Source organism: Streptomyces sp. NPDC006450, from assembly GCF_040612195.1.
Taxonomy (GTDB): domain Bacteria; phylum Actinomycetota; class Actinomycetes; order Streptomycetales; family Streptomycetaceae; genus Streptomyces.
Genome location: NZ_JBEXPT010000124.1, coordinates 1 through 19258, shown reverse-complemented (window position 1 = coordinate 19258; position 19258 = coordinate 1). Strand labels below are relative to the sequence as shown.

14 protein-coding genes and 2 pseudogenes are annotated in these 19258 nt (G+C 73.0%); 8 read left to right on the top strand and 8 right to left on the bottom strand.

The window, feature by feature from the left end; all coding sequences use genetic code 11:
• Positions 1 to 131: 131 nt before the first annotated feature.
• Genes ABZY57_RS27245 through ABZY57_RS27230 form a run of 4 tightly spaced genes read right to left on the bottom strand, consistent with a single transcriptional unit; the run spans position 132 to position 3464 of the window.
• A complete protein-coding gene (locus ABZY57_RS27245) occupies positions 132 to 521 on the bottom strand; it encodes a VOC family protein (protein WP_356516277.1) in 390 nt (129 codons plus the stop codon).
• Between the two features lie 5 nt (positions 522 to 526).
• Positions 527 to 1159, bottom strand: a complete 633-nt coding sequence (locus ABZY57_RS27240; protein WP_356516275.1) for an LUD domain-containing protein — start codon at positions 1157 to 1159, stop codon at positions 527 to 529.
• Complete coding sequence (locus tag ABZY57_RS27235; RefSeq protein ID WP_356516273.1) at positions 1156 to 2712, bottom strand: lactate utilization protein B; 1557 nt, start codon at positions 2710 to 2712, stop codon at positions 1156 to 1158. Before ABZY57_RS27235 ends, ABZY57_RS27240 begins: the two co-directional genes overlap by 4 nt.
• Positions 2709 to 3464, bottom strand: a complete 756-nt coding sequence (locus ABZY57_RS27230; protein ID WP_356516271.1) for a (Fe-S)-binding protein — start codon at positions 3462 to 3464, stop codon at positions 2709 to 2711. Before ABZY57_RS27230 ends, ABZY57_RS27235 begins: the two co-directional genes overlap by 4 nt.
• Before the next feature lie 18 nt (positions 3465 to 3482).
• Here ABZY57_RS27230 and cobF point away from each other — a divergent pair, with 18 nt between their 5' ends.
• Positions 3483 to 4235, top strand: coding sequence for a precorrin-6A synthase (deacetylating) (gene cobF / locus ABZY57_RS27225; protein WP_356516269.1), 753 nt, complete (start codon positions 3483 to 3485; stop codon positions 4233 to 4235).
• 49 nt (positions 4236 to 4284) lie between these two features.
• Here cobF and ABZY57_RS27220 read toward each other — a convergent pair whose 3' ends face one another.
• Positions 4285 to 5520, bottom strand: a complete 1236-nt coding sequence (locus ABZY57_RS27220; RefSeq protein ID WP_356516267.1) for an aminotransferase class V-fold PLP-dependent enzyme — start codon at positions 5518 to 5520, stop codon at positions 4285 to 4287.
• A 153-nt stretch (positions 5521 to 5673) separates the two neighbouring features.
• On the opposite strand from ABZY57_RS27220, the pseudogene ABZY57_RS27215 reads away from it, so the two are divergent.
• A pseudogene (locus ABZY57_RS27215) lies at positions 5674 to 5994 on the top strand (nuclear transport factor 2 family protein); the annotation flags it as partial.
• Between the two features lie 62 nt (positions 5995 to 6056).
• Here the strand turns inward: ABZY57_RS27215 and ABZY57_RS27210 are convergent.
• Entirely contained in the window at positions 6057 to 7655 is a 1599-nt protein-coding gene (locus tag ABZY57_RS27210) for an endo-1,3-alpha-glucanase family glycosylhydrolase (RefSeq protein ID WP_356516265.1), read from the bottom strand.
• A 406-nt stretch (positions 7656 to 8061) separates the two neighbouring features.
• Between ABZY57_RS27210 and ABZY57_RS27205 the strand changes: the two genes are divergently transcribed.
• Entirely contained in the window at positions 8062 to 8517 is a 456-nt protein-coding gene (locus ABZY57_RS27205) for a hypothetical protein (RefSeq protein ID WP_356516281.1), read from the top strand.
• A 99-nt stretch (positions 8518 to 8616) separates the two neighbouring features.
• On the opposite strand, the pseudogene ABZY57_RS27200 reads toward ABZY57_RS27205, so the two are convergent.
• Positions 8617 to 9018 (bottom strand): annotated as a pseudogene (locus ABZY57_RS27200) (alpha/beta hydrolase); the annotation flags it as partial.
• A gap of 300 nt (positions 9019 to 9318) precedes the next feature.
• Between ABZY57_RS27200 and adhE the strand changes: the two are divergent.
• A complete protein-coding gene (gene adhE, locus ABZY57_RS27195) occupies positions 9319 to 11955 on the top strand; it encodes a bifunctional acetaldehyde-CoA/alcohol dehydrogenase (protein ID WP_356516263.1) in 2637 nt (878 codons plus the stop codon).
• A 159-nt stretch (positions 11956 to 12114) separates the two neighbouring features.
• Here the strand turns inward: adhE and ABZY57_RS27190 are convergent, their stop codons facing one another.
• A complete protein-coding gene (locus ABZY57_RS27190; protein WP_356516279.1) occupies positions 12115 to 12672 on the bottom strand; it encodes a TetR/AcrR family transcriptional regulator in 558 nt (185 codons plus the stop codon).
• Between the two features lie 206 nt (positions 12673 to 12878).
• Here ABZY57_RS27190 and ABZY57_RS27185 point away from each other — a divergent pair, with 206 nt between their 5' ends.
• The 4 genes from ABZY57_RS27185 to ABZY57_RS27170 all read left to right on the top strand — a co-directional run bounded on the left by ABZY57_RS27185 (position 12879) and on the right by ABZY57_RS27170 (position 19177).
• A complete protein-coding gene (locus ABZY57_RS27185) occupies positions 12879 to 14276 on the top strand; it encodes a cytosine permease (RefSeq protein ID WP_356516261.1) in 1398 nt (465 codons plus the stop codon).
• A gap of 180 nt (positions 14277 to 14456) precedes the next feature.
• Complete coding sequence (locus ABZY57_RS27180) at positions 14457 to 16109, top strand: amidohydrolase (RefSeq protein WP_356516259.1); 1653 nt, start codon at positions 14457 to 14459, stop codon at positions 16107 to 16109.
• 409 nt (positions 16110 to 16518) lie between these two features.
• The gene (locus ABZY57_RS27175) at positions 16519 to 17970 is read left to right on the top strand and encodes a hypothetical protein (RefSeq protein ID WP_356516257.1); all 1452 of its coding nucleotides are present in this window, start codon (positions 16519 to 16521) and stop codon (positions 17968 to 17970) included.
• 76 nt (positions 17971 to 18046) lie between these two features.
• Positions 18047 to 19177, top strand: a complete 1131-nt coding sequence (locus ABZY57_RS27170; protein WP_356516255.1) for a MoxR family ATPase — start codon at positions 18047 to 18049, stop codon at positions 19175 to 19177.
• The last annotated feature ends 81 nt before the right edge of the window (positions 19178 to 19258 follow it).

Below are 19258 nucleotides of genomic sequence, written 5' to 3'. Positions count from 1 at the left end.
TGCGCTCGCCGCTCTGGCGGACGACCATGACGCGCTCGACGGCCTCGCGGCGGGCCAGGAACTCGGCCACGGTGATGATCGGGACGGGCCCGCGCCGCCACGGGAGGTACGCCTCGACGGCCCGGCCGGGGCTACGCCGGCTGGAGGAGGTCCCAGCGGTTGCCGTAGAGGTCCTGGAAGACGGCGACCGAGCCGTACGTCTCGTGCCGCGGCTCCTCCAGGAAGCGGACTCCCTCGGCGGTCATCCGCGCGTGGTCGGCGGCGAATTCGTCGGTGTAGAGGAAGAAGCCGACCCGGCCGCCCGTCTGGTCGCCGACCCGGGAGCGCTGGTCGTCGTTCTTCGCCAGGGCCAGGAGCAGGGCCGACTCCGCGGCGCCCTGCGGGCGGACCACGACCCAGCGGGATCCGTCCGGGCGCGGGGTGTCCTCGACGAGGTCGAAGCCGACCGCTCGCGTGTAGAAGTCGATGGCCTCGTCGTAGTCGTGGACGACGAGGGCGGTGAGGGCGATGTGTGCGGACATGGCACTCATTGTGCTCCGAGGAGTACGACCTCCAGGGTGCGGGGGCCGTGCACCCCCTCCACCCGGTCCAGCTCGATGTCACTGGTGGCGGAGGGGCCCGAGATCCAGGTCAGCGGCCGGGTGGGATCCAGCAGCGGCAGGGCTCGCGGGACCGAGTCCACCACCTGGCCGGGGACGCGGACCACGCAGATGTGGTGGTCCGGGATCAGCGTGATCCGGCGCCGCCCCTGCGCGGGTCCGCCGTCCAGGACGAGCGTCCCGGTTTCGGCGATCGCCAGGGCGCAGCCGGTCACCACGCTGTCCACCGCGTCCAGTTCGCCCGGGGTCGCCCCGGCGCGGTCGTGGATCCGGGTCGTGTCGGCTGCCGCCGTCCAGGACGGGGGCAGCCCGGGCGGTACGAGGACCGACCGCGAACCCCGCTCGGCCAGGAGCCGCGCCAGCAGCAGGGCAATGCCGTCCTCGTCGACCCGGTGGACCGTGGCGCGGTACTCCGCGAGGTTCGCGGCGAGCAGGTCGACGCTCTCGGCCGGGGTGCGGGCTCCGTGGACCGGGAGGTAGTCCCGGGGGATCTCGATGTCCGGGCGCGGCTCGGGCAGGGCCCGGCGGATGCGGGCCAGGATGAGGTCCTTGGCGCTCATGGGCGTGCCTCCTCCGCGCGTGCCGCCTTCTCGTGCTGCGCCTTCTCATCCTGCGCCTTCTCGTGCTGCGTCTTCTCCCGCTGGGCCCACCAGTCGCGGAACGGGCGCTCCGGGAGCTCCGGCAGCTCCCGGCTGTCGGTCCAGGCCCGCCCGGGCCCCGGCAGCCGGCGCGGTCGCAGCCGCCGGGCGCGGGCCAGCAGCCGCTCCCCCGCGCGCAGCGCGACAGGCCAGTCGGCGTGGTTCAGGAGGAGCCGGGCGGCCCGCATCGCGGCCCGTTCGGCGGTGTGGCCGTCGGCGGGGCGGATGCGGACCCGGATGCCCTCGCGGGTCACCGGGCCGCCCTGGACGACGCGTTCGCGGAGGTGGACCAGTACCTCGGGGATGTCGATGGCGACCGGGCAGACCTCGTAGCAGGCCCCGCACAGGGTGGAGGCGTAGGGCAGGGTGGCGTCGATCTCGCTGCCGGTGCCCCGGAGCTGGGGGCTGAGGATGGCTCCGATCGGGCCGGGGTAGACGGAGCCGTAGGCGTGTCCGCCGGCGCGCTCGTAGACCGGGCAGACGTTGAGGCAGGCGGAGCAGCGGATGCAGCGCAGGGCCTGGCGGCCCACCTCGTCGGCGAGGGTGTCGGTGCGGCCGTTGTCGAGGAGGACGAGGTGGAAGGCGGAGGGGCCGTCGCCGTCGGCCCCTTTCGACGGCCCCAGTCCGGTCCACATGGTCGTGTACGGGTTCATCCGCTCGGCGGTCGAGGAGCGGGGCAGGGTCTGGAGGAAGATCTCCAGGTCGCGGAAGGTGGGGACCACCTTCTCGATGCCGACCACGGAGATCAGGGTCTCGGGCAGGGTCAGGCACATCCGGCCGTTGCCCTCGGACTCGAAGACGACGAGGGTGCCGGTCTCGGCGACCATGAAGTTGGCGCCGGACACGGCGACTTTGGCCCGCAGGAACTTCTCGCGCAGGTGCAGCCGGGCCGCTTCGGCGAGCTCGCGCGGGTCGTCGCCCAGTGCCTCGGGGGCCGGTCGGCCCCATCCGCCCATCTCCGCGGCGAAGATGTCGCGGATCTCGCCGCGGTTGCGGTGGATGGCCGGGACCAGGATGTGGGAGGGCCGGTCGTGGCCGAGCTGGACGATGAGCTCGGCGAGGTCGGTCTCGTACGCGGCGATACCGGCCGCCTCCAGGGCCTCGTTCAGGCCGATCTCCTGGGTGGCCATGGATTTGACCTTGACGACTTCCCTTTCCCCGGTGGCCCGGACCAGTTCGGTCACGATGCGGTTGGCCTCGTCGGCGTCGGCCGCCCAGTGGACGGTGCCGCCCGCGGCGGTGACGGAGGCCTCCAGCTGGAGCAGGTAGCGGTCGAGGTGCGCCAGCGTGTGGTCCTTGACCGCCTTGCCGACCGCGCGCAGCCGGTCCCAGTCCTCCAGTTCGGCGACGGCCCGCGCCCGCTTGTCGCGGATCGTGTGGGTGGCGTGGCGGAGGTTGGCCCGCAGCACCTCGTCCCGTACGGCCTCGCGGGCCGCGTCGGGGAAGGCCGGCATGCCCAGATGGGTGCCCGTCATACGAGTGGCTCCTCTTCCGTCGCGGCCAGGATCTCGGCGAGGTGCAGGGCCCGCAGCGGGGCGCCCTGGCGGCGCAGGATGCCGTCCAGGTGGGCGAGGCAGGAGTTGTCGGCGCCGCACAGCACCTCTGCGCCCGTGGAGAGCGCCCGGGCCGTCTTGTCGGTGCCCATCGCGGCCGATACGTCGGGGTTCTTGACGGCGAAGGTGCCGCCGAAGCCGCAGCATTCCTCGGCGCCGGGCAGTTCGCGCAGTTCCAGACCGCGTACGGCGGCCAGCAGCCGCCGGGGCCGGTCCCCTAGTCCGAGTCCCCGCAGGCCGTGGCAGGAGGGGTGGTAGGTGACGGTGTGCGGGAAGTACGCGCCGACGTCCGTCACCCCGAGGACGTCGACCAGGAACTCGGTGAGCTCGTACACGCGCGGTACGAGGTCTTCGGCCAGCGCGGCCAGGGCGGTTCCCCGGCCCTCGGCCTCGGCCGCGCGCCCGATCCGGGGGTAGTGGGCGCGGATCATGGCGGCGCAGGAACCCGAGGGGGTGACCACGTACGCGTGGCCGGCGAAGGCCTCGGCGGTACGCCGGACCAGTGGTTCGGCCTCGCGCCGGTAGCCGGTGTTGTACTGCGGCTGCCCGCAGCAGCTCTGTGCGGCGGGGAAGTCCACGGTGACCCCGAGCCGCTCCAGGAGGCGGACGACGGCGATGCCCGTGCGCGGGTAGAGCGCGTCGTTGACGCAGGTGACGAACAGGGCGGCGCGCATGACGGGCAGAATAGCCCGGTGAAGAAGTTCTCAGTGATCGGTATAGGCGCGGGCGACCCGGACCACCTGACCCTCCAGGCGGTCAAGGCGATCGGCGCGGCGGACGCATTCCTCATCCTGGAGAAGGGCGAGGAGAAAGCGGATCTGACCGGGCTGCGGCGCGCGATGCTCGACGCGCACGCCCGCCCCGGACACCGGCTGGTGGAGGGCCGCGATCCCGACCGCGACCGGACGCCCTCCGACTACACCCCCACGGTGGACGGCTGGCGCAGTGCGCGGGCCGAGCTCTTCGAGCGGTTCATCGCCGAGGACCTGGCGGAGGGCGAGACGGGCGCGTTCCTGGTGTGGGGCGACCCCTCGCTCTACGATTCCACGCTCGCGATCCTCGACGAGGTGCTGGAGAAGGGCCGGGTCGCCTTCGAGCACGAGGTGGTGCCCGGCATCAGCAGCATCTCCTCGCTGCTGGCCCGCCACCGCACCACCCTGAACCGGGTGGGCCGTCCGGTCCAGATCACCACCGGGCGCCGGCTCGCGGAGGGCTGGCCGGCCGATGTGGACGACGTGGTGGTGATGCTGGACGCCCGGCACGCCTTCACCGCCCACCTCGACCAGGACCTCACCATCTACTGGGGTGCGTACGTCGGCACCCCCGACGAGATCCTGGTCTCGGGGAAGCTGGCGGAGGTCGCCGGCCGGATCGAGGAGCTGCGCACCGAGGCCCGGGCCCGCAAGGGCTGGATCATGGACACGTACCTGCTCCGGCGCGGCTGAGTCCTTCCGCTTCCCTCCGGTTCCTGCCGTGGCCTGCCGCGTCCTGCCGTTAGGGGAGGTAGGCGGGCAGGACCTCGGCGAGCCGTTCGTACTCCTCGGCCCGGTTGTAGATCTGTCCGCTCACCCGGATCCCGCCGCCGCCCGGCCAGGGCCAGATCAGCACCCGGATCCGCTGCTCGGCGGCGATCCGCTCGCGCAGGTCGCGGGCGGCGTCCGGGGTCTCGGCCACCCCGGGCGGCAGCCGCAGCGTGCGCAGGGCGAGGCCCTCGGTGTGCGGGAGCGCGACCAGTCCGGGGATCTCTGCGAGCAGGGCCGCGCCGTAGCCGGCCAGCGCGCTGTTGTGGGCCCGCACCTTCGCGGCGTCGAGCTCCTCCAGCAGGTCGAGCCCGTCCGGGGCGGCGAGCCAGCCGGTGTAGTCGTAGGTGGCCCGGTTCTCCACGGAGCGCGGGAAGCCGTGGTGCGCCTCCCAGGAGGGCACCGGCGGCCGGATGCGGTCGCGGTGGTGCGGGGCGACGGACAGCATCGCGGTGCCGGACGGGGCGTAGGCCCATTTGTGGAGGTTGCCGAACCAGAAGTCGGCGCCTCCGCCCAGGGGGTCGGGGATCATGCCGGGCGCGTGGGCGCCGTCCACGATGGTGGTGATGCCCCGCTCGGCGAGTTCGGCGAGCAGCCGGGGCGAGGCGATGATCCGGGCGGTGGGCGAGCTGATGTGGTCGAGTACGGCGACCCGGGTGCGCGGGGTGATCCCGGCCAGCACGGTTTCCCGTACGGCGTCCTCGTCGGGGAGGTCGGTGCCCAGGGCAACGGTGGTGAGCGGGGCGCGCCGGGCGGCGGCCGCGACGACCGTGCCGTAGCCGTGGTCGGTGACCAGGATCTCGTCACCGGGGGCGAACTCCACGGCGTCGAGGGCCACGTTGGCGGCCTCGGTGGCGTTGGAGACGAAGGCGAGCCCGTCCGGGTCGGCGCCGAGCCGGGCGGCGATCCGGGTCCGGGCTTCGACGAGCCGGTCGGGGGCGCCGATGAAGAAGGTGTCGGGGTCGGCGTGGGCCTGGGCCCGGAGGGCGGCCTGGGCTTCCTGGACGGGGATCGGCACCGCTCCGAACGACCCGTGGTTCAGGTGGCCGATGTCGTCGGAGAGGCGGAACAGCTCCCGCCCGCCCGGGAATTCGGCGGGGCGGCGTGGGGACCCGCTGCGTGAGGCGGCCCCGGCCGGCCCGGCGGCGCCGGCGGGGCCGACGGGGTCGGTTCGGTCGGTGCGGTCGGTCGGCTCGGCGGGCTGGGTCACGTGGGACCTCCGTGGGTGCGGCGCGGCTGTCGGCCCGATCATGCCCCGCCGCCCCCCGGAGCGACAGCCCCTCCTCCGGCCATCGCGGGCGCGAAGGCGCGGCGGCACCGCAGGAGCAGCTCCCGTACGGCGGGGCCGCGGGTGTCGCGCCAGATTTCTGTTCTTCGGCGACCGCGACGAAGTATTCGAGCTGCTGACGCGGCCGGGGTCGCCGCCCTCTACGAGGAGGACGCCGTGATGGCCTTCCCGCCCGGTGAGCTGACGGTGGGGCGGGAGGCCATCCGGGTCCTGTGGCAGCAGGTCCTGGAGCGGCGACCCCGGTTCGAGCCCGAGCCACCGCTGCCGACGCTGGTCAGCGACGGGATCGCGCTGACCTCCACACCGCCGGGCGACGGCGCGGGCGCCCGCGCCCAGGTGGTCCGGCGGCAGAGCGACGGCAGCCGGCTCCGCCTCCTGGACCAGCCGGAGTTCGCCTCCGCACGGGCCGGGCGGGATCGGGAAGGGAGCGACCGGGCCGCCGGAGGGCGCGGCCGGGCTCAGTTCCGGCCGCTGCTGGCGGCGTGGTACTGGAGGTCCTGCACCTCCACCGTGCGGTCCACCCGGTACGGCAGCTCCACGCGGGCTCCGGCCCTGCCGTCCCGCACCACGGCCGCGGAGCCGGCGCCCGGACGCAAGGGAAGCAGTTCGGAGTGGACCCCGGCCGGGGCCGCGTGCGCGTCCTCGGCCGCCCCCACGGCCGTACGGATGCTCGCGGGCGCGGTCAGGAAGCTCAGCACCTCCACCGTGTCCCGGGCCGGGGCGCTGCCGCCCCGCAGCGACATCACGAGGGACTGGCCGCCGCTCGGGTCGGCCGCGGCGAACTGGGTGCGCGAGCTCAGGTACAGCGTGTCCCGGACGATCTTCGGCCAGCCGCCCGTCTTGAACCGGGTGAGGTAGTACGAGGAAAGGTCCAGGTAGGCGTGGCCGTTGTGCAGGGAGGGCGCGAACTGGCTTCCCTCGCTGTAGTCGTTCCAGGTGGTGAGCTGGACCCAGTCGGCCCCGTCCTCGATGGCGCGGTTCCATGTGGCGCGCAGGGTCGCGGTGTTGCCCGCCTCGTCGTAGATGCCCTGGTTGGGGCGGGCGTCCTGGACGGATACGGGCTGCATCCAGATCTTGCCCGCGGCGTGGGCCCGCCGTACGTCGCGCGTGGAGCCCTCCTGGCCGACGTAGCTGCGGCTGCCCCACTCGGAGAATCCGTAGCTGATGGGCTCGAACTCCCCGTGGTGCGCGCCGAAGTCGAGGAAGAGCGGGACGAAGGCGGTACGGATGCCGTGCCGGGACTTCAGGACGTCCATGACCCGGGTCCACCAGGCGGCGCTCTTCTCCTCCGCCTTGAACGGCGAGACGACCAGGCGCCCGTCGGGGAGCCGGTGGGCGGCCGGGGCCCTGCCGAGTTCCGCGAGGAGGTCGGCGAGCACGGCCGGGTCGTCGGTGCCCAGGGAGGTCATGTCCGGCATCAGCATGACCTTGAAGTCCGGGTCCACCGAACGGGCCGCTTGCATCAGGAGGTTGCAGCGTTCGCGGTTCTTCCCGGAGAGGGAGAGCAGGTCGAGGGTGAATCCGTCGAGGCCGGCGGCGCGGGCCGTGCGGACCTCCTGGCGGAGGTTGGCGAGCTCCCAGTCGCCGGCCTTGGGCGGGACGGGCGGCGGCCGGTCGCGCAGCAGGCCGCCGTAGCGCTCGTGCTTGCCGTTCTCGCCGTCCTGCTTCAGGTAGTTGCGGGTGTAGTAGTCGACGTCGGCGTTCGCGTTGTCCAGGGAGAGCGGGTACGGGGTGAAGTAGTGGGCGAAGACCAGCTTCTTGCCGGCGGCGCCGGAGCGCAGGGCGGCCGGCTGCGGCAGGTCGAAGGGCAGGGCTCCGGTGGGGCGCGCTCCGGTGTCCGTACCGCCCCCCTGGGCCTTCGGGTCCGGGGTCTGCCCGCCCGGGCTCTGCGGGGCGGTGGCGCCCGGGCCGGTGGTGGCCGGGCCGGTGGCGGTGGGCGCGGGGCTGTCGCCGGGTGTTTCGGGCAGGGTGTCGGCCGGGCCGGGTCCCGAGCGGGCCCGTGCGTCCGCGACGGTACGGGGCTCCCAGGCGATGCCCGTCGCGGCGCAGACGCCCACGAGGAGGAAGGCGGACAGGATCAGGCTCAGCAGGGGCCTCCGACGCCGGAGGCCCGCACGGCGACGGTGCGACGCGGGTCTCGCGCCCCGCCTTGCCCGACGCCGGTCCGCGCTCATCCTGACCCCTCCCCCGAATATGCCCGCGCCATGCCCGTACATCGGGCCGCACGGCAGCAGTACAGCGGATTCCCGGCTCCCGGACAACTGTTCACCGAGGGGCGGTGCCCGGGAATGGACAAAGCCGCGTCGGGTGTACATCTCCTGCGATCACCGGGCGCCACGGGCTTTTCACCGGAATAGGGAATTCCCCTGGCCATCCGATAGAACTGGCGCATAATCAACTGCATGCGGCTTGAACCAACCCTCTTGCCGCAGCTGGTCACGTATGCAGGGGGGCATCGTGCCGATGAGGGAATCCAGAGGCGCCGGTAGTACGTTCCCGGCGACCTCCGCGGAGCTGTCCCGTCTCTTCACCGCCGTGCGGCGGGGCAAAGTGCTGACCGTCACCGGACGGTTCCGCGAGCCGCGGAGTCTGCTGGTGCGGGAGATCGGGCAGCGGCTCTCGTCCAATTTCTACGACGGAGTGGCCGTGGTGTCCATGGACCGGCGCTTCGGAGTACGCGACCTGACCGCCGCCCTGGGCTGCGTACCGGGCATGCCGTTCCTGCCGTACGGGACGCCGAACGCCGCGTCGTGGCTGGCGGAGCGCGACATGCTGCTCGTCCTCGACGGCTGCGAACACCTCGCGGCCGAAGCAATGGACTGGCTGCGCGAACTGCTCGCCGCGGCCCCCGGTCTGCGGATCCTGGCCGCCGGGCGCCACCCGCTGGCCTTCGCCCCGCATCACGTGCACCGGCTCTGACGCGCGCGGAAACGGGTCCGGCCCCCGGGGGGGGCGGCGCCCCGGGGGGGCGCGGCGGGGCGCGCTCGTCCCGCGGGTTTGCCCGGCCCCCCTCCCCCCCCACCAGTCCAGGTTCTCCGCGTCCCGGGGGGCCAGGGAGACCAGTGCGGCGGTCCGGGTGACCCGGTCGGGGAGCAGGGCGGCGCAGGCCAGCGCGCCGGGGGCGCCGCCGGAGCGGCCGGCCACGGCGAAGGTGTCCAGGCCCAGGGAGTCGGCGATGGCGGCCACCTCGGCGGCCACGTCGGCGACGGTGCGGCCCGGATGGCGGTCGGAGCCCCCGTAGCCGGGCCGGTCGTAGGCGATGAGCTGCATTCGGCGCTGGTAGAGGACCATGCCCCGGGGGGCGGGGCCCAGCCGGCTGCCGGGCATTCCGTGGAGCAGGAAAACGGGTTTGCCGTCCGGGTCGCCCCAGCGCTCCACCGTCAGATTCCGTCCGTCCGCGACGCGCACCTGACTGCGCACGCGCTCCCTCCCTCACGGTCGACGCGACTCGTCACGGTGATTGTGCTCGCTGGGGGAGGAGCGCGGTAGGGCGCACTTCGCCAGAAATTCTTGTGAAAGTTTTCACAAGCGCACAGGGGCCTTAGGTCCCGAAGTATTTATGCAGGTCAGAGGTGTCGTTGAGGGGGCGTGAACGGGTGTGAACAGTCCTTCGGCCCTGCGCATGAGGGCTTTTTCGGCAGCACGGCTTCCGCTTTTGGGTGTCGAATTGAGTCATCAGGAAAACGGTTCGGGTCGAGTCGAAATGAAGGAGTTCCTGCCATGCAGGCGAACGAGAAGGTGGACGGACTGGTCCAGGGGGCGCTGGGGGCACTCGACCAGTTCTCGTCGTTCAATCAGGAGCAGGTCGACCACATCGTCAAGAAGGCCTCGCTGGCCGCGCTGAGCCGGCACGGCGAGCTCGCCCGGCTGGCCGTCGAGGAGACCGGTCGCGGCCTCTTCGAGGACAAGGCCGTCAAGAACCTCTTCGCCTGCGAGCACGTCGTGAACTCGATGCGCGGGCTCAAGACCGCGGGCGTCATCCGCCGCGACGAGCTGAACGGCATCACGGAGATCGCCGAGCCGGTCGGCGTCGTCTGCGCCATGACCCCGGTCACCAACCCGACCTCCACCACGATCTTCAAGGCCCTGATCGCCCTGAAGACCCGCAACCCCATCATCTTCGCCTTCCACCCCTCCGCGCAGAACTGCTCCGCCGAGGCCGCCCGCATCGTCCGCGACGCCGCCGTCGCCGCCGGCGCCCCCCAGAACTGCGTCCAGTGGGTCACCGCACCCTCCATGGAGGCCACGGGCGCCCTCATGAACCACCCGGGCGTCTCCACCATCCTCGCGACCGGCGGAAACGCCATGGTCAAGGCCGCCTACTCGTGCGGCAAGCCGGCCCTGGGCGTCGGCGCGGGCAACGTCCCGGCGTACGTCCACAAGAGTGCCAGGCTCGGCCGCGCGATCCACGACATCGTGCTCTCCAAGGCCTTCGACAACGGCATGATCTGCGCCTCCGAGCAGGCGGTCATCCTGGACGCCGAGATCTACGAGAAGGGCCTCGCCGAGTTCAAGCGGCTCGGCGCCCACGTGGTCTCCGCCGCCGAGAAGACCAAGCTGGAGCAGTTCGTCTTCGGCACCACCGCCTATGCGGCCGACACCTCCGGCGCCAAGCTGAACCCGGCGGTCGTCGGCAGGTCCCCGCAGTGGATCGCCGAGCAGGCCGGCTTCACCGTCCCCGCCGACGCCTCCATCCTCCTCGCGGAGTGCAACGAGGTCGGTGAGAACGAGCCGCTGACCCGCGAGAAGCTGTCCCCGGTCCTGGCCGCCCTGAAGGCCTCCGACACCGAGCACGGCCTCGAACTGGCCGCCGCGATGGTCGAGTTCCACGGACTGGGCCACAGCGCCGCCATCCACGCCGAGGACGAGGAGCTCGTCGAGGAGTTCGGCAGGAAGGTCAAGGCGGTCCGCGTCATCGCCAATTCGCCCTCCACCTTCGGCGGCATCGGCGACGTCTACAACGCCTTCCTCCCCTCGCTCACCCTCGGCTGCGGCTCCTACGGACACAACTCGGTGTCGAACAACGTCACCGCGGTCAACCTGATCAACGTCAAGCGGATCGGACGGCGCAACACCAACATGCAGTGGTTCAAGGTCCCGCCGAAGATCTACTTCGAGCGCAACTCCATCCGCTACCTCGGCGAGATGGACGGCATCAGCCGGGTCTCGATCGTCACCGACAAGACGATGGTCTCCATCGGCTTCGTGCAGAAGGTCACCGACATCCTGCAGGCCCGCGCGGGCGCCGTGTCGATCCAGGTCATCGACAACGTCGAGCCCAACCCGGAGCTCGCCACGGTCCAGGCCGGAGCCGCGATGATGCGCGACTTCCAGCCCGACACGATCATCGGCCTCGGCGGCGGCTCGCCGATGGACGCCGCGAAGATCATGTGGCTGATGTACGAGCGCCCGGAGGTGGAGTTCGCCGACACGAAGGAGAAGTTCTTCGACGTCCGCAAGCGCGCCTACACGTTCCCCTCGCTCGGCGAGAAGGCGAGGATGGTCGCCATCCCGACCACCTCGGGCACCGGCTCGGAGGTCACCCCGTTCGCCGTCATCTCCGACCCTGCAGCGGCCCAGAAGTACCCGCTCGCCGACTACGCGCTGACCCCGGACGTCGCCATCGTCGACCCGATGCTGCCCATGGGCCTCCCGCCCAAGGTGACCGCCGACTCCGGCTTCGACGCCCTGACGCACGCCACCGAGGCCTACGTCTCCGCGTACGCGAACGACTACACCGACGGCCTGTGCCTCCAGGCCATCAAGCTCATCTTCGAAAACCTGCAGCGCTGCGTGGTCGACGGCCCGAACGACCCCGAGGCCCGCGAGAAGATGCACAACGCCTCCACCGTGGCGGGCATGGCCTTCGCCAACGCCTTCCTGGGCATGGTCCACGCCATGGCGCACACCCTGGGCAACACCTTCCACGTCGCCCACGGCCGCACCAACGCCCTGCTCCTGCCGCACGTGATCCGTCACAACGGCACGGTCACCCACAAGGCCACCCCGTGGCCCAAGGCCGAGGTCTACCGGGCGCCGGAGCGCTTCCAGGAGATCGCGAAGATGCTGGGCCTGCCGGCCGCCACGGCCGCCGAGGGCGTCGAGTCCTACGCCCGGGCCGTCGAGGAGCTCCGCGCCAAGTGCGGGATCACCTCCTCCTTCGCCGAGGAGGGCGTGGACGAGCAGGCCTTCATCGAGGCCCTGCCGACCCAGGCCATGAACGCCTACGCCGACCAGTGCGCCCCCGCGAACCCGCGGATGCCGATGATCGACGACCTGAAGCAGCTCATGCGCCAGGCCTACTACGGCAACGCCGAGGGCGTCCCGGCCGAGGAGGCCGCAGCCGCGAAGAAGTAGCCGAAGAAGTAACCGAAGAGGGGAGCGGAAGAGGGGAGCGGAAGAGCCCGCCCGGGACGCCAAGGCCCGGGCGGGCTCTCGCCATGTCCGGACGCGGTCGGGCTCGGGTGCTCGGGCTCGGATGGTCGGCCTCGGGCGGTCGGGTTCGGGGGTGCGCGCTCAGGTGTGCGGGATCAGCAGGGCCGCCGCCGAGTGCGCGCGCTCCAGGGAGGTGGCCCGGTCCGCGCCGCGCTCGCCCAGCACCACCCGGGTGCTCAGGCCGTCCAGCAGGGCGAGCAGCTCCGAGGCCCGGGCGGGGACGTCCAGGCCGGCGGCGAAGCGGCCCTGTTCGACCCCCTTGGCGAGGAGCGACTCCAGGTCCCGCTGCCAGCCGTCGTCGATCTCCTGCTGCGCGGCGCGCAGCGGCTCGTTCGAGGGGATGCGGGCCCACAGCTCGATCCAGAGCGTCCAGCGCGGATCGCGGGGGCCGCGGGGCAGGTAGAGCTCCAGGAAGAGCGCGAGTTTGCGGTGGGCGGTCACCCGTCGGCCCAGCAACGCGGTTCGCTCTTCGGCTAGTTGGTGCTCGCTCCAGCGCAGGGCGGCCAGCAGCAGCCGGTCCTTGCTGCCGAAGTAGTACAGGATGTGGCCGCCGCTGGTGCCGAGCCGTTCGGCGAGCGCGGACATGGTGAGCTTCGCCAGCCCGTCCTCGGCGATCGCCGTCATGGCCTCTTCCAGCATCCGCTCCTGGGCGATCTGCCCGTCGCGCCGCCGTGCCGCTCCCGCTGCCACCTGTGCCGCCTTCCCGATCTTCGTGGGCCGACCTTATCCCGGACAGGGTCTTGACGGGGTCCGGGTCGGCAGCGCATCTTGAATGCCATTCAAGAACTTAGAACGCCGTTCAAGGTCGGTTTCGCGGTTCACCGCCGAAGGTCAGGGGCAGACGCATGGCACACCAGGAGACGACGGCCGCCGTCGACGAGGTCTTCAGAGTCGAGACGCACGGCATCGACCCGATCCCCGACGCCGAGCGCCACGGCGGGGCCAAGGACCTCTTCTGGCTCTGGTTCGGTTCGAACCTGACCTTCACCTACGTGATCAACGGAGCCCTCGCCGTCGCCTTCGGCCTCAGCTTCTGGCAGGCCACCGCCGTGGTCGTGATCAGCGGGCTGTCCTTCTTCGCGGTCAGCGCCGCCGGCCTCAGCGGCATCCGCACCGGCACCGCCACCCTGGTCATCTCCCGGGCCGCCTTCGGCGTACGGGGCAACTGGCCGGCGGGCGTCCTCAACTGGGTGGTGAGCATCGGCTACACCATCGTCAACACCGTCGTCGGCACCCTGGCGCTGGAGGTCTTCTTCGCCGAAATCGGTCTGGGCGAAGGCACCTTGATCCGGGCCGTCGCGCTCGGGATCACCCTCGCCCTCACCTTCGCCGTCGCCATGTGGGGCCACGCCACCGTGCAGTTCGCCGAGCGCTGGATGGCCTACGTCCTGGCCGTCGGCTTCGGCGCCCTGCTGGTCTTCGTCCTGCCCGGCGCCGAGACCACCGCCGCGGCCGACGCGTCGGCCCCGGGCCTGTCCGGCTGGAGCCTGGCCTTCGTCGTGATGCTCGCCGGGCCGTTCTCGTACCTGCCGATGCCCGCCGACTACACCCGCTACCTGCCCCGCACCACCTCGCTGAAGTCGATCACCTGGATGGGCGCGCTCGGCGGGTTCGTCTCCTCCGTCGCCCTCGGCATCGCCGGCGTGGCCGCCGCCACCCAGACCGACATGACCGACGCCGTCGCCGGAGCCGAGAGCCTGCTGCCCGGCTGGTTCCAGCCGCTGTTCCTGGCCCTGGTCCTGGGCGGCTCCGTCACCAACTCGATCATCACGCTCTACTCCTCCAGCCTGAACCTCCAGGTCCTCGGCATCCCGTGGAGCCGGGCCCGGGCCATCGTGGTCAGCGCGGCCGTGACCGCCGCCGGATCGCTCGCCGCGCTCTTCCTCACCGACTTCACCACCTCCCTGCTGTCCTTCCTCTCCCTCCTGATCATCGTGTTCGCGCCCTGGGGCGGCGTCTTCCTCGCCGACATGCTGCTGCGCCGCTGCCGCTACGACTCCGACGCGCTGCACGCCGGGAGCGAGGGCGCCTACTGGTACCGGTCCGGCTACCACCCCGCCGGCATGACCGCCCTGCTCGCCGGAATGGCCTTCGCCGCCCTGACCTGCGACTCCGAGCTGTGGACCGGGCCGCTCGTGGCCCCGCTCGGAGGCGCCGACCTCACCCTGCTCGGCTCGGTGGTCGCCGGGCTCACGTACTGGGCCCTCGCCCGCCGGGTGCCCGCCTACGCCCCGGCCGCCTGAGGGCTCGGTCCGGCCCCCGTAGCGGCCCCTGTTCCGGCCCCGTTCCGGCCGCCGGAGGGTCCCCTCCGGCGGCTCCGGCCCCTTCCGGCCGCCGAGAGGCCTCCCCGCCCCGCCACCCGCCCGGCGCCCGTTCCCCGTCGTCCGCCTCCCCGTACCCCCTCTGCACAGGAGCACCACCCCATGCCGCACTCCACCCCCGCCGATCTGCTCCTCACCGGAGCCCGCATCCACACCGTCGACCCCGAGCTGCCCGAGGCCGAGGCCCTCGCCGTGCGCGACGGGCGGATCGTCTGGGTCGGCCCGGACGCGGAGGCCACCGACTGGGCGGGCCCCGACACCGAGCGGATCGACGCGGGCGGCCGGCTCGTGCTGCCGGGATTCATCGACGCCCACAACCACGTCCGGCTCGGCTCCGACGACGCCTGCGTACAGCTCGCCGGAGTGCGGACGCTCGAAGCCATCCTCGACCGCATCGGCGCGTGGCGGGAGGCCAACCCCGGCGCCGAGTGGATCGAGGCCGAGGCCTTCGACTACTCCGCGATCCCCGGCGGACGCATGCCCACGGCCGCAGACCTGGACCCGGTCACCGGGGACACCCCCGCGATCGTGCTCTCGTACGACGTCCACACGGCCTGGCTGAACACGGCGGCGATGCGCCGGCTCGGAGTCGCGAAGGACCGTACCGACCTGCCCTTCGGCACGGCCGCCGTGGACGCGGAGAGCGGTGAACCCACCGGGTTCGTCAAGGACTTCGCCATCAAGGGGCTCTCGCGCGACGGCCACCGCGCCCTGCGCGACCTGGGCGTGCCGTGGGCCTCCCCGGACCGCCAGTACGGGCGCCTCGCCAAGAGCCTGGACGACGCGATCGGCTTCGGCATCACCACCGTCGTCGAGCCGCAGAACTCCCTGGACGACCTGGAACTGTACGACCGGGCGCGCGCCGAGGGCCGGCTGCGCTCCCGGATCGTCGCCGCGCTGTTCCACCCGCGCGGCACGACCGAGGAGGACCTCGACCTCTTCGAGGCGGCGGCCCGGGTGCACGCCGGGGACCGCTTCCGGGTGGGCCCCCTCAAGCTCTACATCGACGACGTGGTGGAGCCGCGCACGGCCGCGCTGCTGGAGCCGTACACCGGCTGCGGAGCGCACCGGGGCGAGACCTTCTACCCGGCGGAGGAGTTCGCCGAGCTCCTCGCCCGGCTGGACGCGCGCGGGTTCCAGTGCTTCGTCCACGCCACGGGCGACCGGGGCATCCGTACGGTCCTCGACGCCGTCGAGCACGCACGGGCGGTGAACGGCCCGCGCGACGCCCGCCACCAGGTGGTGCACGTGGAGTGCCTGGACCCCGAGGACGTACCGCGCTTCGGGCAGCTCGGAGTGGTGGCCTGCATGCAGCCCCGGCACTGCGCGCCGGAGATCGCCGGTCCGGGTCAGGACTGGGCGGAGAACGTGGGGGAGGACCGCTGGCACAAGGCGTGGCCGATGCGGAGCCTCGCCGAGGCGGGAGCGGTCCTGGCCTTCTCCAGCGACTGGAACGTCGCCGAGATGGACCCGATGATCGGCATCTACACGGCGCTGACCCGCCGCCCGCTGGACGGCGGCGAGCCGTGGCAGGAGCAGGAGACGGTGGACGCCCGGACGGCGGTGTACGGCTACACGATGGGTTCCGCGTACGCCAATTTCCTTGAGGACGACCGGGGTTCCCTGACGGTCGGCAAGGCGGCCGACTTCGTGATCCTGTCCCGGGACATCCTCGCGGTGGCCCCGGAGAAGATCCCGGGGACGGTGGCCGAAACGGTGGTGGTCGCGGGCGAAGTGGTCCACCGGGCGCGGTAGGCGCGCTTCGCAGGTGACGCGATCACGGCCGGCGGACGACAACCCCGTGGCCGAACGGCCTTGCCCGCAACGGATGGTGTGCGGCACGGCGGGGCCGCAAGCCATGAAGGGGCGCATGAAATCGATCGCGCCGCCGCTCCGTAAGCCCGGGAGTTCTAGCCGTGCCCCGAAGCCGGCCGGCTGCGCCCGCCCCGCGCAGGCCGCGAGGCCCCCGGCGGCCGCGACCGGCCGGCCTGCCGGGACGCGGCCGTCGCTCCGGCCGCCCGTGATGCCCTGGTGGACCTCGCACCGAGCCGTACAGCCGGTCAGGAAAGGCCTGGCGGACCGCGGCGACGGGCGTTAGCCTCTCCGCGATGACTACTTCCCGTACGCAGAGAATGGGGGTCCCGTCCGCGCAAGGTGAGTGCTGATGCTCACTCAGATCGCGAACGGGGCTTCCCGCCCGTCCTTCTGGCTGCGCGTGCGCGAGTTCGCCGTGCCGCCGTCCATGATCGAGACCGCGACCGCCCGCCGCTCCGCCGGTGACTGGGCGGGCGCGTGCGCCGCCGCGGCCGTCGACGTCGACTTCGACCTGCGCGTCCTGGCGCGCACCCACGGCCGCGAACTCGCGGCCCGGATCCGGGCCGACCTGCGCCACCTGGCTCCGGACCTCCTGCGCTGGCACCTGCCGAGGATCGCCCCCGACGGACTGCTGCGCCCCGGGCTGACCATCGCGCTGGCCCGGTACGCGGACGCGGACCCGGGCGGTGCACGCCCGGTGCACCTCGTGGTCCGTACGCCGCCGGCCTGGGCGGAGTACGGGCAGCGGATCAGCCTCGCCCTGTGGGACGGAGCCCGCTCCGCGGACGCCGCCCGCCGCCTTCCGGGGGCCGGTCCGCACCCCCATCCGCATCCCCACCCCCATCCGCGGTTCCGCCTCGACCTGCACCGCCACCTGTGGGACGCCCGCAGGAGCGACGAGCTCCGCTCCCGGTCCGGGGCCGATCGGCAGCCCGGGGACACGGGCCCCGCGCTGGATCCCGCCCTGCCGGGGCCGCTCCCCGCGGTGCCCCGCTGCGCCGTCGACCGGTGGGAGGCCGAGGCGGAGATCCTGCTCCGGTCCCAGGGACGCTCCGGCGGTACGGTCGCCGTGCGGCTCGGGGCCCGGCACCGGCTGTACGTCCACCTGCGCGCAGACGGCGACGGCGACAGGACCGGGCGGATCTCCGCGGCCCCGTCCGCACAGGCGGGTGCACCCGCCCCGCCGGTGCTGCCCGACGCGGCGATCTGGGTACTGCCCGACCTGGAACTGCTCCGTGCCGGCCTGATCGACGCCGGCCGGCTGCACCCGCTGGTCGGGCGGGCCCTCGTACCGGACCGGTCGCCGTCCCGGCCTGCCGGGAGCGGGGCCGAGGCCGAAGCCGCGGACCGGGCCGGGGCACCGAGACGGGTGGACTGCCGGGGTGCCCGGCACCGGATCGGCCTGGTCGACGGGGTGCTGGCCCCGCTGGACCACGACCCGGCCGAGATCCGCCGCGAGGAGCTGCTCGTCGCCCTGACCGGCACGCCGCTGCCCTGCCTGCGGGCCATCGACGAGGCGCACCGCCGCCCGGATTCCCTCTCCGGCGTCCGTGAACGCCTCGACCACGGCGACACCGCCGGCGCCCTGGCCGTCGTAGAAGGGCTGCTCGGTCCCGGAGCGCTGCTGCGCGACGGCCCGCTGCGGGACGAACTGGAGGCGGCCGCGCGGCGGCGGGTCGCCTACGGACTGTTCAGGGCGGGCCTGGCCGGTCCGGCCGCCGGCCGCGGTCCCGCCGGCTACCGCTCTCCCGACCCTCGTCGCACCGAGGGCTCGCACCCGCGGCACGCGTCCCACGGCTGACCCGGCCCCGGCCCCCTGTCCCTGCCCCGCCCACCGCGAACCCCCCTTCCCACCCCACACACCAAGGTGATTCCGCATGCGCTCCTACGCCCCGTCCGCCCCGTCCGCCCCGACCAGCAGCGCCCCACTCGACGTCGCCGCAGGGCTGCTGGCCCTGCTGCGCGATACGACGACCGAACCGCGCCCCGACGTCCAACTGGAGGCCCTGACCCTGGCGGTGGCAGCCGACCTGCCCGTCCTCCTGTGGGGCGAGCCGGGCATCGGCAAGACCGCGGCCCTGACCCAGCTCGCAGCGTCCCTGGACCTCCCGCTGACCACCGTCATCGCCAGCGTGCACGAGCCGTCCGACTTCTCCGGCCTGCCCATCGTCGGAGACGACCCCGCCGAGCAGGGCGTGCCGATGGCGCCGCCGGACTGGGCCGTGCGCCTCGTACGGGCCGGCCGGGGGCTGCTGTTCCTCGACGAGCTGTCCACCGCGCCGCCGGCCGTGCAGGCGGCCCTGCTCCGCCTCGTGCTGGAGCGGCGGATCGGTACGCTGCGGCTGCCGCCCGAGGTCCGGATCGTGGCCGCCGCCAACCCGCGGTCCTCAGCGGCCGACGGCTGGGAGCTGAGCCCGCCCCTGGCCAACCGCTTCGTCCACCTCCAGTGGACGCACGACCACGAGGTGGTGGTACGCGGCCTCGGAGGGACCTGGCCCCGCGCCACCCTGCCCCGGCTCGACCCCGAACGGCTCCCGGAAGCCGTGGACTTCGCCCGCCGCGCGGTGTGCGGACTGCTCGCCGCCCGGCCCAAGCTCGTCCACCAGCTGCCCTCGGGCGAAACCCGCCGGGGCGGCCCCTGGCCCTCCCCCCGGAGCTGGGAGATGACGCTCTGCCTGATCGCCTTCGCGACCGCGGCCGGCGCCTCCCGGGAAGTGCTCTCCCTGCTGGTCAGGGGAACCGTGGGAGACGGTCCCGGGCTGGAACTGCTGGCGAGCCTGGACCGGATGGACCTCCCGGACCCGGAGACGCTGCTCGCCGACCCGGCGGCCGCCGTCCTGCCCGAGCGCGGCGACCTGCGCCAAGCCGTGCTCGACGGTGTGGTCGAGGCGGTGCGGGGGCGCCCGGAGAAGTCCCGCTGGGACGCGGCGTGGGCGCTGCTGGCCCGGGCGCTGGAGACCGGAGCCCCGGACCTGGCTGCAGCCGCTCCAGGGTGCGGCTGCACCTGACCGCGTACGTGGAACTCTTCCGGGGCGCCCACCTGGGCTTCGCCCCGACGACCGAGTCGGTGGCCCGCTGGTGGGACCTGG